General features: G+C 39.6%; 15 protein-coding genes. 6 read left to right on the forward strand and 9 right to left on the reverse strand.

Features of this window, described 5'->3' with window-relative positions:
• Window positions 1–133: 133 nt before the first annotated feature.
• From H5122_RS15020 to H5122_RS15050, 7 genes are all read right to left on the reverse strand, one after another.
• A complete protein-coding gene (locus H5122_RS15020; protein WP_220487787.1) occupies window positions 134–2,662 on the reverse strand; it encodes a TonB-dependent receptor in 2,529 nt (842 codons plus the stop codon).
• A 280-nt stretch (window positions 2,663–2,942) separates the two neighbouring features.
• Window positions 2,943–3,788, reverse strand: a complete 846-nt coding sequence (locus H5122_RS15025) for a DUF4198 domain-containing protein (RefSeq protein ID WP_002960196.1) — start codon at window positions 3,786–3,788, stop codon at window positions 2,943–2,945.
• A gap of 34 nt (window positions 3,789–3,822) precedes the next feature.
• The gene (locus tag H5122_RS15030; protein ID WP_024589611.1) at window positions 3,823–4,332 is read right to left on the reverse strand and encodes a DUF2271 domain-containing protein; all 510 of its coding nucleotides are present in this window, start codon (window positions 4,330–4,332) and stop codon (window positions 3,823–3,825) included.
• Window positions 4,332–4,964: a PepSY-associated TM helix domain-containing protein gene (locus tag H5122_RS15035; RefSeq protein ID WP_024596097.1), complete on the reverse strand. Its 633-nt coding sequence runs from the start codon at window positions 4,962–4,964 to the stop codon at window positions 4,332–4,334. The genes H5122_RS15030 and H5122_RS15035 overlap by 1 nt, the downstream gene beginning before the upstream one ends.
• A 124-nt stretch (window positions 4,965–5,088) precedes the next feature.
• The gene (locus H5122_RS15040; protein ID WP_024596096.1) at window positions 5,089–5,484 is read right to left on the reverse strand and encodes a YbaN family protein; all 396 of its coding nucleotides are present in this window, start codon (window positions 5,482–5,484) and stop codon (window positions 5,089–5,091) included.
• Window positions 5,485–5,613: 129 nt separating this feature from the next.
• On the reverse strand, window positions 5,614–6,936 hold the full coding sequence (locus H5122_RS15045; RefSeq protein WP_002960190.1) for a hypothetical protein: 1,323 nt from the start codon (window positions 6,934–6,936) through the stop codon (window positions 5,614–5,616).
• Between the two features lie 100 nt (window positions 6,937–7,036).
• Window positions 7,037–7,519: a MarR family winged helix-turn-helix transcriptional regulator gene (locus H5122_RS15050; protein ID WP_002960189.1), complete on the reverse strand. Its 483-nt coding sequence runs from the start codon at window positions 7,517–7,519 to the stop codon at window positions 7,037–7,039.
• Window positions 7,520–7,946: 427 nt separating this feature from the next.
• On the opposite strand from H5122_RS15050, the gene H5122_RS15055 reads away from it, so the two are divergent.
• From H5122_RS15055 to H5122_RS15070, 4 genes are all read left to right on the forward strand, one after another.
• On the forward strand, window positions 7,947–8,795 hold the full coding sequence (locus H5122_RS15055) for a D-hexose-6-phosphate mutarotase (RefSeq protein ID WP_182682601.1): 849 nt from the start codon (window positions 7,947–7,949) through the stop codon (window positions 8,793–8,795).
• A 36-nt stretch (window positions 8,796–8,831) separates the two neighbouring features.
• The gene (locus H5122_RS15060; protein WP_182197757.1) at window positions 8,832–9,365 is read left to right on the forward strand and encodes a PH domain-containing protein; all 534 of its coding nucleotides are present in this window, start codon (window positions 8,832–8,834) and stop codon (window positions 9,363–9,365) included.
• Entirely contained in the window at window positions 9,358–10,905 is a 1,548-nt protein-coding gene (locus H5122_RS15065; protein ID WP_182682602.1) for a PH domain-containing protein, read from the forward strand. The genes H5122_RS15060 and H5122_RS15065 overlap by 8 nt, the downstream gene beginning before the upstream one ends.
• A gap of 122 nt (window positions 10,906–11,027) precedes the next feature.
• On the forward strand, window positions 11,028–13,844 hold the full coding sequence (locus H5122_RS15070) for a hypothetical protein (RefSeq protein WP_182682603.1): 2,817 nt from the start codon (window positions 11,028–11,030) through the stop codon (window positions 13,842–13,844).
• A 29-nt stretch (window positions 13,845–13,873) separates the two neighbouring features.
• Here H5122_RS15070 and H5122_RS15075 read toward each other — a convergent pair whose 3' ends face one another.
• Both H5122_RS15075 and H5122_RS15080 read right to left on the reverse strand, forming a co-directional pair.
• On the reverse strand, window positions 13,874–15,034 hold the full coding sequence (locus H5122_RS15075) for a lipopolysaccharide assembly protein LapB (RefSeq protein WP_182682604.1): 1,161 nt from the start codon (window positions 15,032–15,034) through the stop codon (window positions 13,874–13,876).
• Window positions 15,035–15,083: 49 nt separating this feature from the next.
• Entirely contained in the window at window positions 15,084–16,217 is a 1,134-nt protein-coding gene (locus H5122_RS15080) for a PepSY domain-containing protein (protein ID WP_182682605.1), read from the reverse strand.
• 288 nt (window positions 16,218–16,505) lie between these two features.
• Between H5122_RS15080 and H5122_RS15085 the strand changes: the two genes are divergently transcribed.
• Window positions 16,506–17,120, forward strand: a complete 615-nt coding sequence (locus H5122_RS15085) for a PQ-loop repeat-containing protein (protein ID WP_033013459.1) — start codon at window positions 16,506–16,508, stop codon at window positions 17,118–17,120.
• 72 nt (window positions 17,121–17,192) lie between these two features.
• A complete protein-coding gene (locus H5122_RS15090; RefSeq protein ID WP_182682606.1) occupies window positions 17,193–17,981 on the forward strand; it encodes a PhzF family phenazine biosynthesis protein in 789 nt (262 codons plus the stop codon).
• The last annotated feature ends 45 nt before the right edge of the window (window positions 17,982–18,026 follow it).

Raw genomic sequence — 18,026 nt, forward strand, 5'->3', positions numbered from 1 at the left:
TGTTGTTTTATATAGGGTGGTGTTTTTTTATGAAAGTTGAAATACTAATAAGTGGTTAAAATAACTAACTATTAATAAAAAAGGATGCGCGATGCATCCTTTTATAATTGCTCAGCTTTTATTAGGGAACTAATTAAAAGCTGTAAGTAATATTACCGTATAAAAAGCGTCCGTCTAATCCGTAAGGTGCATACGGTGTGTACGGGAATATTTGGCCAAAGTCAGAGTAACCAATGTTATCCACGGTGGCTTGTGGGTACTGATCGAATAAGTTGTTTGCACCAACGGCAAATTTCCAATATTCGTCTGGACGGTATGCCACTTCTAGGTCGGTGATCCATTTAGGGTCTAGGTATTCATCGCGGTCAGCTGTGGTTGATATATCAGCGACTTCACCATAACGTGTGGCACGAAGGGTTGTTTGCCATTCGTTAAAGTTCCACACTGCTGATAGGTTCCATTTGCTATCTGGCGTGCCTTCTTCAAAGCGGCCTACTTCACGACGGGCAAACACTACGTAGTCGTCGCCTAGTGAGTTTAGCTCGCTTGGGTTGTCGTTTACGTGTGTTACTTCGGTATCGTTAAAGTTAGCGGCTACGTTTAGGCGTAAATCACCTAAGTTGTCTAAATCTAGGTTATAAGTGGCAACTATATCTACACCTTGCGTGCGTGAGTCAATCGCGTTGGTAAAGTAACGTACGCTTTCGGTATTTAGCTCACCAGCATTTTGTAGTATTTCAACAACTGCATCGCCTTCTAAGTTTTCAGACAATACAATACGGTCATCAATATCAATACGGTACGCATCAACAGTTAAGCTAAAGCTGCCTTGAGTGTACATAAAGCCCGCAGTAACGTTTACTGACTCTTCAGCATCTAACGGCTGTGCACCTAACGCTTGCGCTGCTGCAGAATCGGTTGGGAATAGACCAACTTCAAATGGTTGGTTGTTCTCAAGTACGGTTGATATTTGGCGGTACGAGCTTTGCGCTAAAGATGGCGCACGGAAACCGGTGCTAATTGCACCGCGCAGCGATAGGTTTTCAGTAATGCTGTAACGCGAAGCAAGCTTAGAAGTAAATGTGTCGCCAAAGTCGCTGTAATCTTCATAACGACCCGCTAAAACTACGTTCCATTTTTCTGTTAAGTAGGTATCAAACTCAACAAATAAAGCGATGTTATGACGGCTTTCGTCAGTCGCACTTTCTGGTCCAAAACCAGCAAGTACTTGCGCGCCACCGGCTGCAATTGGGTTACCATCGCTATCAAGTGCGGTGATGTAAGACGCTTCTTCGCCTTCTTCAATTTTGTAGCTTTCGTGGCGGTATTCAGTACCTACGGTAAAAAATACGTCATCAGGTAAGCCTAAATCGAGTGTGGTGTTGGCCGTTGCGTTTACTAAAAACTGATCGTAAACCAGTGCGCCGTTGTCAAATTCGGTTGGGCTGTCGGCTCCTAGTGATGTGTTAATACTATTTACAACACCGAAACCAAAGTCGTTGCGGCCGTAGTTGGTACTTACATCCCATGTCCAGTCGTTAGTTTCGCCTTTTAAGCCCAGTGCAAATGAGTAGTCTTGTACGTCTGTTTCAATTTGCGGCAAAAAGCCATCTTGGTACACTTCTAAAACGTTACGGCTGTCTTTTGCTCGGCGGTAAAAACCACCTGAATTACCTTCACGCTTTGAGTAGCTACCAAATGAATAAAGGTTTAAGCCGTTATCTAAATCGTAACCCATGTTGTAAAACAACGCGTAATCTTCAAGGTCTGCTTTACCAAAACGGTGATTGTAACGATCGATAGTAAATTCGCGTGGGTCTAGGCTGCCATCATCAAGGCGGCTGTATTGTTCGCGTGGGTCAAAGCCTGAGCGTTGCGTTGAGTCGTTATCGCGGTATTCAATTGATACGTTTACAAAGCCATTATCAGATAACGCAAAACCAGAGTTTGCACTAACAGTGCGTGTTGCACCGTCGTTTACTTCTCTGTCGCCACCGGTATTAAACGCTAAGTCGCCGTTTGCGTCTGCATAGGTGCTTTCTAGCTGAGATACACCAGCCATTTGAGTATCGTATTTACCGTACGTTACGCTAACGCTGCCGCCTTCTGAGGCATCTTTAAGTACAATGTTAATTACCCCAGCAATTGCATCAGAACCGTACTGTGCGGCTGCGCCATCACGTAGTACTTCAACACGTTTAATTGCAGAGGTTGGGATCATGTTCAAATCAACAGCGGTAGAGCCTCGACCAACAACACCTGCTAAGTTTAATAGCGCACCGGCATGGCGGCGCTTACCGTTTATAAGTACTAATGTGTGATCGGGTGCTAATCCACGTAGAACAGCTGGTTTTGCATGGTCAGTACCATCACCCATAGTGGCACTTGGGTAGTTAAAGCTAGGTACTTGGTTTGCTAGTATTTGGCTTATTTCTAGCTGACCCGTACTTTGCATATCACCGCTGGTAATAATATCTACAGGTACTGAGCTTTCGGCAATACTGCGTAAGTTTCTGCGAGTACCTGTTACTGAAATCACTTCAATGCTTTTTTCGGCTTGAACATCTTGTTCTGCAGCAAATACAGAAGAATAGGGTGCACTAAGTGCAGAAGAAACGGCCAGGCTAAGTGCTACTTTTTTGGCTGATAATGGCTTTAACATGATGTTGATTCCCTTGAGGGCTGCTGACTATTGATTTTAAAAAGGAGCGCATCATATAGAAGCGACTACCCTAGTGCAAAGATAAAAACTATCTAAGATATTCTAAGTTATTAACAAGTAAGGTCACTGTCTACGCGTGATATAGGCGTTTGGATCGTTGTAGTTGCAATCTTGTGTCGAATGGTTGCGAATTCAAGGGGATTTTAGATAAAAGTTAGTAAGACGTAAAAAGGCCAAGCAAATGCTTGGCCTTTCAATTTTTTAAATTTAGTAATTTAAATTATTCAGGGGCAACTTCAAGCGTTGTAAATAATGCATAACGTCCTGCATCTACGCCTTCTTCATTTACGGTAACCTTGTTAGAGGTTTCGATTAGGTATAGGCCTGGCTCTTTCCACGTAATTGTAAACATACCGTCTTTATCGGTCGTTACTTTTACTTCGCCACGCTCGTTACGGTAGCGTGTGTCGCCTTTTAAAATACTTACTTCAACGCCTTCACCAGCAGATTTACCATCTTGTAGTAACTGAAAACGTGCTTGTTCACCTACAAATAAATCGTTTGGATGCGTTGGACCGCTAAGCTCTAAGCCTAAACCTAGCTGTGCAGGTTTTGAGGTGCCATTTCGGCTTACAAATGTATCTACTGTTGAAACAACCTTCGTTGTTGTTACATCTTTTGCATTGCTAGGTAACTCGGCTTCTGTTTTTTTACCAAATACGCGCTTGCGCTTACCTTCTTCGTTTTTATAGAAGGTCATGTACATTGGCTTTTGGGTCATTGCAATGTGGTAAGTGCCTTGCTCTGTTAAGCTTACCGCAGCTGAGCTTTTACGCTTTAAGTAATAAGCACGAATGGTGTCGCTTACTGGCTCACCATTAGGCGCAAGTGCCATTAATAATGTGTCGTCGTACTCGGCGCCTTTTTCTTTAGGCTTAAAGGCTTTGTCTGGTGCAAACATTTCGTTAGAGATACTAGCGTCAATCATTACGTAATGCGCTTTATCTCCTGATAAAGATGTATGCGAAGGTAGTAACCAACGTCCGTGTGCACTTGCTGAAGTTGACACTAAAGCAGATAAGCTCAATGCGCCGATTAATGCCGTTTTTAATAAATTAATTTTCATTGTATTTCCTTAAATTCAAATGATTAAGTAGCAGCTACTTAGTGCTTACAGTGACGAAGCTTTTAGAAAACTCGTTTTTACCATCAATTGTTAGTTTGCCTGATTTAGTTAAATCGAGCTCAACGCGGGTGTAGTCTCTGCCACCTTCTTCGCGTACAACTTCAATATTTAGTAAGTATTTACCTGGTTTTACCGGGTTACCGTCTAAATCATTACCTTGCCAATTTATGGTGTAAGTACCCGCGCGCTTGGTTGCGCCGCTAATGCCGTCAAAGTTGGCATCGCTTTTACCAGCTTTACGCCACCATTGACGTAAGTCTTTAAACCATTCTGCTTTTTGCACCCAAAGTGCAAGCGTTGTAACGTGTTTGCGCTCTGGTGTTTCAAGCCAAACTGCAACGTATGGGCGGTGATACGGTTGTACTTCTAAGTCAGGAAGCGTTAATTCAACCTCTAGCTGTGGTGTTTGCGCATGCGCCGTTGTTTGAAAAAACGCAGCTACGAGCAGTAATGCGGCGCTTATAAATAATTTAAATTTAACCATTAAGACACTCCTTTTATTTGTGGAACCCAACATAAATAAATAACCAGTGGAGTTGCCACTCCTAGTACGGTTATCCATATTCCTGCTAAGCGTTTTTTTCTATTTTGAAACAAAATAATCATGCCGGTGATGGCAAATAAAATCATTAGTACGGCAGATATATCAATTACCCAACTCCATACTTCACCGCTGTGGCGGCCTTTATGTAAGTCGCCAATAAGGCTTAAAAAGCCACCTGTTTGGTAATCAAGATTTAGCTCGCCAGTTGTAAAATCAAGCTCTGCGTAGGCAAACCCAGCAGGCAGTGGGTAGTCGAGCATGACAAGCGCGTCTTCTTTTTCCCACTCAATGCTTTTTACTTTTGTAAGTGCATATTGCTCGGCTAGGTAAGCTTCTATTTCAGGGTAAAGCGTTGGCAGCGTATTTAGCTGCTCATTCGCTTTGGTAACTAGCTCTGCTGGAATTACCGCCGTTACTTGGCCATTATTTTTATCGTTTTTAAGCCAATCAATATGGTTGAGCACAATGCCGCTAACGCAAAATAAGATAAGCAAAAAAAACAAAGCTGTAGAAATATAAATATGTAGAGCACGGCTTGTGCTATACAAAGCCCGCTTGTTAATAAACGACATAAAAACAGTAAATAAATTAAATTTACAACATGATAATGATTTGCATTAGCCATTACAAATTTACTTACTTATCTTTACATAAAAACTTTAAAACAAAGGCGGTAAGTAGGTAAAAAATGAATATTTAACGCTTAGGAGGGCTGGAAGGTCTTAAAATAAGGTAAATCATTACCAATACTTCTATTACTGCAACGAGATAAATAACCCAAATAGGGGCGGCTGAATACAGTAAAAATGTAAATCCAATTAACATGCCAATGGCGGCGTAGCATTTGGCTTTTACGGGCACTACTTTATGGGCTTGCCATTGCTGCAAAGTTACACCGTAACGAGGGTGGTTTAACAGCCATTGTTCAAGCGCGGGTGATGAGCGAGTAAAGCAGGTGAGCGCTAAAATAAAAAATATAGTGGTAGGCATGACCGGCAGCACAATGCCAATAATACCCAAGGCTACAAGTATTAAGCCAAGTGCTTTAAACCATAAGTTTTTATAACAAATAAACACTGCTTTTATATTCACTTAGGCTCTTTTTAGTAATGGCTGATACTTTCGATTGTAGGCCAAATAGTTATAAAATCGAAGTGTAAAAACATAAAAAAGGGCAAACTAAGTTTGCCCTTTTAAATTTATAAAATAGGTTTTACTTATCTAGAAGTAGTAACCTACGTTGATGTTAAAGCGACGCTCTGTATCGCCATCACCAATAATTGTTCCGCCAATAAATGGCTGGTTACGTGCTTGAATAAAGTCAAAGTAGGTAAATAACGGGCCTGCTGATACGCTCATACCTGTTACGTTCATCCATGTATCTGCACTGTCGTCAGATTTGTCGTAAATGATGCCGTAATCGTTGTAGAACTGCACGCCTGTTATAGGGCCTAAATCAACCGATAGGTCGTAAGCTACGTTAAAGTTAGTCATGGTAGCTTCGCTTGATACGGTGTCGTAGTAGTCAAACGCACCTACAACAAAGCGGTTGCTGTTGTCGTCTAGATCGTAGTCGTACTCACCGTGCTGAAATTGAATATTCCAGTTATTAATTTGGCTGTTTACGTGGAACGCCCATGCGCCGTAGTTACCTGCACGGTCGTTACCATCATGTAAGCCACCGCTTAATAGTGATACACCCACATCGGTTTTAGCGTTTTCGCCATGCTCAATTTGGTACACTGTACGAGCTGCAAATGTATTGTATTCACCAAGGCGAGAGCCAGGTGCATCGTATGTGCCTTCGGTTGTTGCACGGCTACCAACTATATCAAAAGAGTAACGCTCGTTAACTTCAGAGCTGCCATCAACGCCACCCACTTCATCATTTTTGAAAAAGCCTAGGTCTAGTTTCCAGTTGTCTTTTAGTTTACGGTTTACTGTTACACCCAAATCAAAGTCGTCTTCTAGGCCAACATAGTAGTTAGTGCTAAAAAAGTAGCTGTGTGAGTTGTATGGGCCATTACCAAAAGGGACAGGTGCAATACCTGCTTGTGCTTCCCAGCCATCAGTAAATTCGTAACCTAAGTATGCATACTTAACAATGGTCATGTAATCGTAAAAGCGAAAATCACCATTAACAGAAATATCGTTTATTTCGCCAGATAAGTTAATGCGAAATACTTCAAAGTCTAAGTCGCCGCTACGATCTTGAGTGTCTTCATCGTATGAATTAGTGCTGTAATTAAAACGCACTGCGCCACCAATTTTAACGCCTTCGTCTTTTTTCTCAGATTCGGCGGCAGCAACAACAACTTCTTTGTTATCAGCTTTTTTACTAATTTTTGCAACTTCTTGCTTGTGTTGCTCATTAATTTTTTGCTGTTTTGTTTTTTCATCAGCTAACTTATTTTCAAGCAGTTGCATTTGTTGCTTTAACTGCTTAAGTTGGCTTTGTAACGTGTCTAGATCATCAGACGCATAAGAAGTACTTGTAACACCACCTAGAACTAGTGCTAGTGTTAATTTTGAGAGTTTAGTCATAATTGCCGCTCAGATTTTGATTAAAAAATAAAAAATTCAAGACGTAAAAAAACGCCTTACGTTTAGGGTAAGTACAAAAACTATGTATTTTTTTTATTATTTATTCTTTAGGGGCTTGAGTAAGCGCACCAACTTCTAGAAGGGGCGATGCATCTAATTTATCTGCATCCATCATTGCGGCTACACGCTGCATTGATGAGAGTAAAAGGCTCTGTTCCCATTCAGCAAGTGCAGAAAACTTTTCAATAAAGTGTTCTTGCAATGGCTGAGGTGCTTTATCAAGTAACTCTTTTCCTTTATCGGTGAGGTATAAGCTCACTCTGCGTTTATCCATTTGACTGCGTACGCGTGTTACTAAGTTTCTGCTTTCTATTCTGTCGAGAATATTGGTGACCGTTGCTGGGCTTAAATTTACATTTTGAGCAATACGGCTCGCCGTTATTCCATCGGTTTTTTGCACTTCTTGCATTATAAGCAATTGTGGGCCAGTTAAACCCGAAGTTTTATTTAGCTGCTTAGAATGTAAGTCAATCGCGCGGATAACTTTACGTAAAGAAACCAATAACTCGTCATATTTTTGCATTTGCTTATCTCGTCGATGGGGCGGTAGTTTGCCGTAATCGCGAAATGTTACACATCAAATAAATTGAATTCAAATAATATATTGTACTTTAGCCCGCTTTTATTGGTTTTTAATAGTTAGAGCAGTAACTAATGTAAAATTATATTGTTTAAATATTGGTAAATTTTCTTAGCACCTTGTGTGCATTAAGTTGCGCACAGTACGTATGTTGTGAATAATTGGCAAGTCTTATTGTATAGACTTTAGTATTATTCATTTACAGCTGTTAGTACAAAGTAATTGTTTGTGAGTTTACTGTATATGTATTAATCGGCAATGAACAAATTCAGCAATCAATATTTAATATCAATAGCGTATACTTTAAGCATGCATTATTGTTTAGATGTAAACATTAAAAATCTTTAGTATCAGTATTATAGGGGAAGGTATGAAATTATCGCCATCAGTTAGCATTGAGCAAAGCGAATCCGGACTTGAGTTTATTAAAGTAGCTAGTGAAAAGTGCGACGCAAAAATATTTTTGCAAGGTGGGCAAATTACCGAGTTTATCCCTAAAAATAACAAGCCACTTATTTGGGTTTCACAAGAGGAAACCTATCAAGAAGGGGCGAGTATTCGAGGTGGTATTCCTATTTGTTGGCCGTGGTTTGGTACACACGCTAATGATGGGTGGCCTGCCCACGGTTTTGCGCGCACAAGCGTATGGCAAGCCGATGAAGTACACGAATCTGATGAGCAAATTACAGTTAGTTTAAAGCTCCCCATGAAACTTGTTAATACAACGTATTGGCCGCATCAGTGTGCATTAAAAGTTGAGTTTATATTAAGCGATAAATTACAGGTTCGCTTAACGACCACTAACTTAGGAAGTGTGCCATTTAGCTTTACTCAAGCACTGCATACCTATTTTCCAACCTCAGATATTACAAATACCCATGTTGATGGTTTGCAAGGCGCGCAATATATTGAGTTTAGTGAAGGGCCATTTGTACAAAATGATGTTGTAAGCTTTAATCGCGAAACCGACATGGTTTATACACAAGCAAGTACAATGCAAACCATTAACACGCCAGAAGGTGTTATTAATGTGAGCCGTGAAAATTCAAACTCGTGTGTACTTTGGAACCCGTGGATAGAAAAATCAAAACGCTTATCTAACTTTGCTGACGATGAATATAAAACAATGCTCTGCCTAGAGGCCGCTAATGTACTGACAGATAAAGTAACGCTTGAGCCAAAACAAAGCCACACCTTAATAACCACCATTAGTTGGTAAGCTAGTCATAATTAAAAGCAGAAATAGGGACAAATAGTGTTTAACAATCAACAAATAATGGATTTACCAAAGCATAGTGATATTAGCTTTAAGCCATTGGCTGATAAAGCCTTATTACATACACAACTTAGCTCGCTTCTGTTTTATGTACCGCTAATTGGAGCGCTTATTGCTGTTTGTTATTTTAATGAAGCCTTTGCTAATAACGCACAAACATATTTACTAATTGGCATGCCAATTTTGGTGGCCGTATCTATGGCGTACAACATGATAAGTGTGAGGTTGCGAGGTTTTGCAGTGCGAGATCATGACATTGCTTTTAAAAAAGGCGTTATTTGGCAACAAGTGACGGTATTACCTTTAGCGCGTGTACAGCATATGGAAATACACCAAGGGCCAATAGAGCGAAAACTTAGCCTTGCAAGCATTAAATTATTTAGCGCTGGCGGTGTAAGTGCCGATTTACAAATTAGCGGGCTAACCCATGATGATTGTAAAAATATGCGCCAATTTGTACAAAACTACCGCCAAGACGACGCAACTACTCAGGCAGCTTTAGTCGATGAGTAATACAACTATCGAAGATAAAGCCAGCCCTATTTACTGGCAGAAAGTATCGCCCTGGGCACTTTTATACTTTGTTGTGCACTTTAGTGTGCGCTTTGTAAAAGATGGCCTTTTAAACTTACTGCCCATGCTTGTCGTGTTTGTTACTCAAGTAGAAAATAAGTTGTTTTGGGCGCAGGTTGCAGGCGGTATTGCACTAATTTTGCTACTTGTTTACTCATTTTTATATTATTTAAATTTTAAGTTTAGTATTAGTAGCGACAACGAAATATTGCTTAACAAAGGTGTATTTAAAAAAGAGCGACTTACGCTTAAATTTGGCCGCGTGCAAAACGTTAATATTGCCGAGCCGTTTTATTTTACCCCCGTAAACTTAGTTAATTGTATTTTTGATGCCGCAGGCAGTGTGTCGCAAGAAGTTGTTTTACCTGGTGTCACTAAAGATTATGCACAGCAAATGCGTAAACAAATATTTGATTTTAAAGCGCAGCAACAGCAAGAAGTACCAAATACTGAACAAAGCGAAACAGACACTATCGAAAACAGCCTAAGCATTAGCAATAAAGAAATAGCCAAATTTGGTTTGATGTCGAATATGGCCATTTTTGCAATGGCTGCTTTGGCCCCTTTTATAAACCTAATTGTTGATTTTTTAGAGAAGCAAATTATTGCGAAAGTAGAAGGCTTTTATCAACAAGAGCTTGGTATGCTGGCAAGTGCTGCTACCTTCGCGATGATCACCTTAATTGTTTTGCTAGTTTTGGTGGCTGTAATGCTATCGGTGACTATGTCGCTTATTCGCTTTTATAACTTTGAGCTTTATTTTAAAGGTCAAAAGTTTAAACGTATTGCTGGCTTGTTAGAGCGTCATCAGCTTTCAATGAGCATGGACAAGGTGCAATCTATTGTTATTAAACAAAACCTAATGGGGCGATTACTAAAGCGATTTACCGTTGAGTGTTTACAAGCAAGTAGCGGCGGAATAGCAGCCGGTGTGGCGGCTAAAAAAAATAAACAAACGTTAGTACTACCTGTATTAAATAGCGAACAAGTTGATAGTGTATGCCAATGGATTTACCCGTGGTTTAATAGTAAAAAACTCGCTTTTAAGCGCGCAGAACGCGCGCTTTTGTATAAAAATTTAGGCTTTTATTCACTGCTACCCAGTGCACTCGTGTTTGGCTTTTGTTTTATTGCTGATATTAATACTTTGATAAGCCTTGGTATTTTGGTGGTGTTTTCTGGCTTGGTTACTTTGTCGTATCAGCGTTATGGTTATTACATGCATGAGGATAATGGCCGATTTTACATGGTTGTACGCAAAGGTATGATTGGCGTTCATTACCGTGTTTTTGAGCTTTATAAAGCGCAAAGTGCGCGCAGTATAAGTACGTACTTAATGAGAAAATCAGGCTTAAAAAGCCTGTATATACAACTTGCTTCAGGCTTTGCATTTATGCCCTATATAAAGCAGCAGGATGCTGACTTTATTATTGATTTTACAATTAAGCAGATTGAGTCAGATACTCGCAGCTGGATGTAAATTACCCTAATAAAGCATGTGTAAATACCCATTTTCACATGTTTTATTACACTTTCTTACTGCCCATGAAAGACATTTAATAATACCCTAGATGGTATTAAGGAATTCTTTTAGGGACGCTCATGAAAAAAACACTTATCGCATCAGCTTTATTACTAGCAGCACCGAGCTTTGCAGCCGATTGGCAAACTATTCATACCGAACATTTCAACATTCACTACAGTGTTGAGCATGCTGATTTTGCTAAATCAACTGCAGCAGAGCTTGAAATAGTACGCAACAAAGTGCTTGAGCAGCAAAACCGAGCACTTGATAAAACAGTTGATGTAGTGGTGTTTGATCCCCTAAATGCGGCAAATGGCTTTGCGCTACCTACCTCAAATAACCCTGTAATGGCGCTTTTTACAACCCCACCACAATCCGACACCGTTATATCAAACAGCGCTGGCTGGCAGCAGTTACTTGTACTGCATGAATATATTCACTTAGTACACTTAGCACAGCCTACACGCAATCACTGGCAGCAAAAAGTACGTGGTATATGGGATTTATACGACTTAACTTACAGTGATACACCGCGCTGGGTAGCCGAAGGTTATGCCACATTGATTGAGTCTAAAATGACGGGTCGTGGGCGTTTATTTGATAACTACTCAGAGTCAATACTGCGAGAATTTGCTCAGCAAGGTGCTTTGCCAACCTATGGGCAATTAAATGGCGAGCAGGGCTTTATGGGGGGCTCAATGGCGTATTTAATGGGTAGTCGCTTTTTAAATTGGTTAGAGAAAAACTATTCAGAGCAAACACTCGATAGTGTTTGGACGCGAATGCAAGGCGTAAAAACGCGGGATTTTGATGAGGCATTTAGCGGTGTGTTTGGGCAAAGTGCAGCCAAGCTATATCGCCGATTTATAGCTGAATATACCTATAAAGCAATGCAAATAGAGCAAGGGGAGGTGTTACTTAATAGTGAACTTTGGCTTGAGCTTAACTTATATGCAAGTAACCCAGCACTTTCAAAAGATGGTAGTAAGATTGCGATTGTTGAGCGAGATAAAGAGAGTAATACCAAGCTTATAATTTATAGCACGGGTGACAACATAAAGGCGCAAGAAGAGTTTACTAAAGCGCAAAAAGAGCTACTCGAGAACGATGCACAGGACATCCCCGATACAGCGCCAAGTGTGTTTAAGCGCGAACAAAAACAAGTGCTTAATCAAATTAATCGAGCCGGTATTGCAAACCCGCAATGGGTAAATAACACAACGTTGTATTTTAATGCGTACAGCAATGAAGAGTCGGGTATTTATAACAAAGTGTCTGACATATTTAGCTATAACACTGACACTGGAAATATTACACAGCTTACCAAACTTGCTGGTATACGACGATTTAGCGTAACCAGTAACGGTGAAACCTTGTATGGCGAGCAAATAAGAGGTGGCTACTCTGAATTAGTAAAGGTTGATCTCAATACGCAAACCACCACACCATTATTTACAAAAAGCCTTGAGACAACTTACGATTACCCAATACTCAGTCCTGATGAAACTAAATTAGCTTATTTATCAACGTCATTAAATGAAAACTGGCAATTGTATATACAAGATGTGGGTAGTAATAAGCAGCAATTAATACCTATGCCAAACGGGTATCAATATTTAAGTCAGCCGAGCTTTAGTCTTAATGGTGAGTCACTTTACTTTGTTGCAGGCTTAAATAGCGCTACTGATATTTATAACTACAACATAGAGAGTAAAACACTCAGCAAGTTAACTCAGGGGCAGGAAGCCGTTGCTCACCCGATTGAAATGGCTGATGGCTCGTTACTCTATTTTTCGATAACCGCAGATGGGCCAAATGTAAAAACATTGCCAAAAGCTATAAACAGCACTGTAGTTACTGAATTTTCGGCTAATAAAAAAGCACCGCTGCTCATTGTAAACGAACATACGCTTCCAAAAGCTAAAGTATATACGCACCAAACAACGCAGCAAACAAATTACAACGTGCTCGACCAGCACGCTACTTTTGCACTAGGGACGCAGTATTATTCGGCTTCTACCAGTTTGTTAGATTTAAGTATTAAAAGTAGCGATTTATTAAAACAGCTCGACTTGCAAGCAGGATATAGCACTGATTTACACGATGGAGCACTGCACGGTGGTTATGTGCAGGCAAAATATAATGCGCTTGATGTAAAACTGAAACTTGCACTGTTTGACTATAATTTAAATACATCGCGGCAGTATCAACAAAGCCTAAATGCAGATATGGATGCCCGTGGTGGTTTTGCTGCAATAAGTTACCCTGTTAAATTTGGGCAGCTAAGTTTAACGCCAGAGCTTGCCTACAATTACACTGATTATAAACAAAGCCATAAAAATTGGACGCGTTTAGGCGTTGCCCAAAATTGGCAATATGATCGTCAAGACTTTGTAATAGGCCAAAGCCTTTATGCGAGTTGGTACGATGGCAGCACCAAAAATAATAATTGGCAAGGTTACGATTTAGCCGCCAAAATTTTTGGTAAAGCGTTTGGTATTCCTCTTTATGCAAATTTTTCTCAAAAGCAACGTGATGACAGCAGCCTTGCATTAGGTGGCTTTAGCTCAAATCTTATTAATCAGCAGCAAAATAGTGAATATGTACTTTCATCTGAGCTGCCTTTTTATAGCGCAGCTACAAAGCGCTATCAAGGTTACGGTGGCGGCTTTAGCTTTAAAGAAGGCATGCCGTGGCTTTATTATAAGCAACATCAACTCGACGGCACCGTATATGCACAAAGTTACGGGATAAAACACCAAGGTGATTTTAGTTTTGGAATGGGGCCTGCTGGTATAAACGATTTAACGTTTAATATGGGACTGTCGCGAGTAGAAGGCGATAGTTTTGAAGATGAAATGCGAGCGTGGCTAAGCTTTTATTATTCCCTTTAGCGTTTAAAGTTAACCACGGTTTGGCTAAGTTATTTGTCCATTTGTAACGACAGTAACTTAGCTTGATATACATCGATTTTTTGGTTATCACGTTCTAGTTCGATAGCTTTCTCAAGTAAGGTTTGTGTTTGTTTAATATTACCTTGTTGATAGCGAACTTTTGCGAGTTCCAAGTATAACTCAGCAATGTAAGGCGCTTTAGTAATAGCTTGCTCAAGGTGCGCTTTAGCCTGATGAGCGTGGCCAGCTTGTAAGTCGTTTTTAGCGATTACTAGTAATTCATATGGGTCTTTTTCTTTATTAACTAATTGTGAAGTGAGCTCTTTAACAAGCTCTTTGTCGCCTAATTTTTTAGCTAAAAGCTGATAGTTGCTGATTAAATTAATGCTTATTTCATTATTACTAAGTGCTGTTTGATAGATGTTTTTAGCGCTTTGTAAATCACCAGCCCGACGATGCAAAATGCCCGCTATATTAAATAATTCAGGATCATTGGGAGTGTATTTGTTTGCTTGTAGAATAAGTGAGTACGCAATATCCAGCTGTTTGTCTGCTAGCGCTGTTGCAGCTAAATTACTGTAAAACTTAGAAACTAAATCGTTATAATCTGCACTGCTTGAATAAAAGCTGCGACGGGTAGGAAAGTAGTCGATTAAGGTGCCCGCTCTGAAAAATTCAACAATATTATCATCTTTTTTCTCTACTTTTGGGGCGTATACTCTTGTTCTAAAGTGGCTTGCTACATAAACAACATTATTTTCTTTTGCGTATACAGGCTGGCTTGTTACTTCTTGAAAGCTTGTTTCTAATCCGAGAGCTTGTGCATAGCTTTGTGTTAAAACAGCTAAGCTAATGCAGTTGCCTTGCGAAAGTTTTAAGGCTTGGGCTGAAGTAAGTGTATCGCCGTGGTATTTAAAGTTAGCTAAGTTGCTTTCGAGGTAGTTGTAAATAATGCGGTCATGACGGATTTCAGACTGTTTTTGTTTTTCGGCATAGGCTAAAAATTTTTCTTTTTCAACATTTGGCAGCTCGAAAATACTGTACTCAGAAGGAGTGTCGAGTTTATTAAACAAAGAATGGTTTAATAGTTGTTCAAGCTCTATTTGTTGTTCTACTTGCTGAACCTTGGTTGTGTTACATCCAACTAAATATAAAAAAGTAATACAGACTGCTATTTTATAAAACATCATAAACCCACTCCATTGTTAAATTTTACATTACAATGTGGTGGGTTTTTAATCAAGCACTTGCTGTACTGCGTTTACTTGAGCGATTTTTTTGTGATTTTTTTTTACGTTTACGGCGGGTAAACCACAAGTAAAAACCAGTACCTGCTAGCCACACTGGGCTCAAACCAATTACGCACCACAGTATTTTACTTACTAGCCCTGCAAAGTAGCCAAAATGAAGTTTTCTAAAGCTATCAATTACTTGCCAGCCAACGCCTACTTCGCGAATATCCCAGTTAGTTAAATGTTCGCCTGTTTGCTTATCGTAGCTAACCGTATTAGCGTATTCGCTCGCAAGCGGGTTATTTGTATCGACTTCGCCGAATAAGGTGATATTTTCGTCAGGCTCGAGTGGCATAACTAAAAACGTACCATTAAAAGTGGGTATTTGCTTTTTACTGTCATCGAGTATGTGTTGAAACGAAATATCGCTATTGTGCAAGTTTTTGGTTAGTACAAAGTGCTCTTCCTCAGCGTGTTCAATAACTTCGTGATACCACACCGCCCAGTTAAAGTAGCCACCTGTAATAGCTAAAATAATAATGATGGGCGACCCTATCACCCCCGTCATTTTATGAATGTCGCTAAGTACAATTTGCAGTGTTGCACGCCAGCGCACACTAAATAGACGCTGCCAAAATTTACGATAAATAATAAGTCCTGTAATACCTAATACCAATAAAAACAGAGCAAAAAAGAAGCCTAGTACTGTGCCTGTTTGCCCTGGCAGGTTTTTAAAGTCGTTAAGTAAAAAGGTGTAATGCAGTTCTAAAAACCAATCAGTAAAATAATGGCTGGTACCAACAGGCTCTGACAAAATGTCACCCGTATACTGGTTTAAATGAAACTTATACCATTGCTCTGTCCCGCGTTTAACTAAGTAAACCCGATCAGCAGTATCATCGTTAAATATTTCCCAACTACCTACTACATACTCAGGGTAAGCAAGCTCTGTTTTTGCGATTAATTTGTCGATTGGCATGCGCTCTGGCAGTGCTTTTATAACATAGTGACTGCTTGGCATAAGTAAGCCATCTATTTCACTTTTAAAAACTAATACGCTCCCTGTAATACTAATAACAATCAAGGGAATGAGAGCTATAAGAGCGATCCAACTGTGAATTTTAAAAAGAGTTTTTCTCATAGATAGTTTTATATTGCAGTTAATGACTTGCGCATGATAACAACTATCATTTTCATTTGATAGTTTGTGAGTAGGTTTCCTATTAAATAAGTAAACCGTGAACTTAATTCTACGGTTTTTGTATACCTAGCTTGCCAGTACCTAAAATAAGAATGTCTTATTTAGTTGAGTTAAATTTACGCGGCTCTACAATGCCGCGCTCATAGTAAAAGCCTTTTAAAAACAGATGTTTATTAAATGTTTTTATTTCTGTTTTTAATTAACATTTATATAACGAGCGAGGTTGCTTTGGCGCATTATTTGCCTATATTGTCTTCTTTTATTTTGGTTTTTAGTTTTTTACCATTACTAAACAAAATTCGAAAAAATCGTAGTGTCTCTGGTTTGTCACTATTAATGATGACATTTGGATTAGCACAAAGCCTTTATTTTATAACCTACAATATTTTCTTTGAGCGCTATTATATTGCGTTACCATTTATTGTAACCGGTGCATTAAGCGGGCTTATTTTATATTTTTTTGCACGTTTCAACGCAGCTAAACGAGAACGTGTACAGCTGGTTACTATGCTAGGTTTTTCGTTACTGCCTTTTTCACTGCTTTTAAATTCAAGCCTTGATACTGCAACGGTATTAAGCGCTTTAACGTATGTTGGCCTTGTGATGAGTTCGGTACGTGTTATGCCGCAAACTTATAAAACATTGCGTACGGGGAATGTGAGTAATTTAAGCGCGCGCTACTTTAGCTTGCAGTTTATTGCTGGTATTTGCGGCTTAGTTGTTGAGCTTACGACAGTTGCTCCAAGCACGGCGCACTTACTTATGTTTATTATGCTATTGCTTACCAATGCTGTGCAATTTGGTTGTATGCAATACTATAGAATGCGACCTGTAATGGCTTAAAGCAAAAATAAAAGTGCTAATTTAGTTTAAGTATGGCAGTTTTAAGCTATTAATCATTACAAAGTTTAAACAATGCAATTAGCTATTCATCAAATTGATGCGTTTACGAATGAGTTATTTAAAGGTAACTATGCGGCAGTGATCCCACTAGAATCGTGGTTAAGTGACGATTTAATGCTAAAGATTGGCGCTGAGAATAACGTATCTGAAACTGCTTTTACCTGCATTCAAGACGATGGAAGTTTTGTTATTCGCTGGTTTTCACCTTTGATGGAAATCGACTTTTGTGGTCACGCCACACTTGCGGCTGCCTATGTTTTATGTGAAGAGCATAATATATCGAAAATTCGCTTTGTTGCTGATGCGGTGGGCTCGCTAATCGTTAATAAAAACGCTGATGGCAGCTTTGCAATGACCTTTCCTAAACAAGCACCGATTGAGGTACAAGATGTACCGCAGCAATTGCTTGATGGCTTGTCTATACAACCGAGCAAAGTACTTAAAAATCGCCAAGCTTACTTTGCAATTTATGAAAATGCCGATCAAATACTTGAATTAAAAACTAACTCAGAGCTTTTAAAAACGCTTTATCCACTTGATGTAGTGGCTACAGCACCTAGTGATGAGTACGATTTTATATCTCGTTATTTTTGGCCTGCAAGCGGTGGCGACGAAGATTATGTAACGGGCTCAATTCATACTGGCTTGGCACCTTACTGGGCGCAGCAATTGGGTAAAACTACGTTAAGTGCTTATCAGGCTTCAAGCAGAGGCGGGCATTTAATTTGCAAAGTGGATGATACAACCGTCACTTTGACCGGACATGCTGTAAGGTATTTAAAAGGCACTATTTATATTTAAACTGTGAATTAAGTTATAAAAAAGGCCACGTAAATCGTGGCCTTG

This window comes from Pseudoalteromonas sp. SG43-8, from assembly GCF_014164245.1.
Lineage (GTDB): Bacteria > Pseudomonadota > Gammaproteobacteria > Enterobacterales > Alteromonadaceae > Pseudoalteromonas > Pseudoalteromonas distincta.

Bases quoted from the DNA above. Each gene is read 5' to 3' on its own strand.
- H5122_RS15020 (WP_220487787.1), bottom strand. From the start codon at position 2,662: ATGTTAAAGCCATTATCAGCCAAAAAAGTAGCACTTAGCCTGGCCGTT.
- H5122_RS15025 (WP_002960196.1), bottom strand. From the start codon at position 3,788: ATGAAAATTAATTTATTAAAAACGGCATTAATCGGCGCATTGAGCTTA.
- H5122_RS15030 (WP_024589611.1), bottom strand. From the start codon at position 4,332: ATGGTTAAATTTAAATTATTTATAAGCGCCGCATTACTGCTCGTAGCT.
- H5122_RS15035 (WP_024596097.1), bottom strand. From the start codon at position 4,964: ATGTCGTTTATTAACAAGCGGGCTTTGTATAGCACAAGCCGTGCTCTA.
- H5122_RS15045 (WP_002960190.1), bottom strand. From the start codon at position 6,936: ATGACTAAACTCTCAAAATTAACACTAGCACTAGTTCTAGGTGGTGTT.
- H5122_RS15050 (WP_002960189.1), bottom strand. From the start codon at position 7,519: ATGCAAAAATATGACGAGTTATTGGTTTCTTTACGTAAAGTTATCCGC.
- H5122_RS15055 (WP_182682601.1), top strand. From the start codon at position 7,947: ATGAAATTATCGCCATCAGTTAGCATTGAGCAAAGCGAATCCGGACTT.
- H5122_RS15065 (WP_182682602.1), top strand. From the start codon at position 9,358: ATGAGTAATACAACTATCGAAGATAAAGCCAGCCCTATTTACTGGCAG.
- H5122_RS15070 (WP_182682603.1), top strand. From the start codon at position 11,028: ATGAAAAAAACACTTATCGCATCAGCTTTATTACTAGCAGCACCGAGC.
- H5122_RS15075 (WP_182682604.1), bottom strand. From the start codon at position 15,034: ATGATGTTTTATAAAATAGCAGTCTGTATTACTTTTTTATATTTAGTT.
- H5122_RS15080 (WP_182682605.1), bottom strand. From the start codon at position 16,217: ATGAGAAAAACTCTTTTTAAAATTCACAGTTGGATCGCTCTTATAGCT.
- H5122_RS15090 (WP_182682606.1), top strand. From the start codon at position 17,193: ATGCAATTAGCTATTCATCAAATTGATGCGTTTACGAATGAGTTATTT.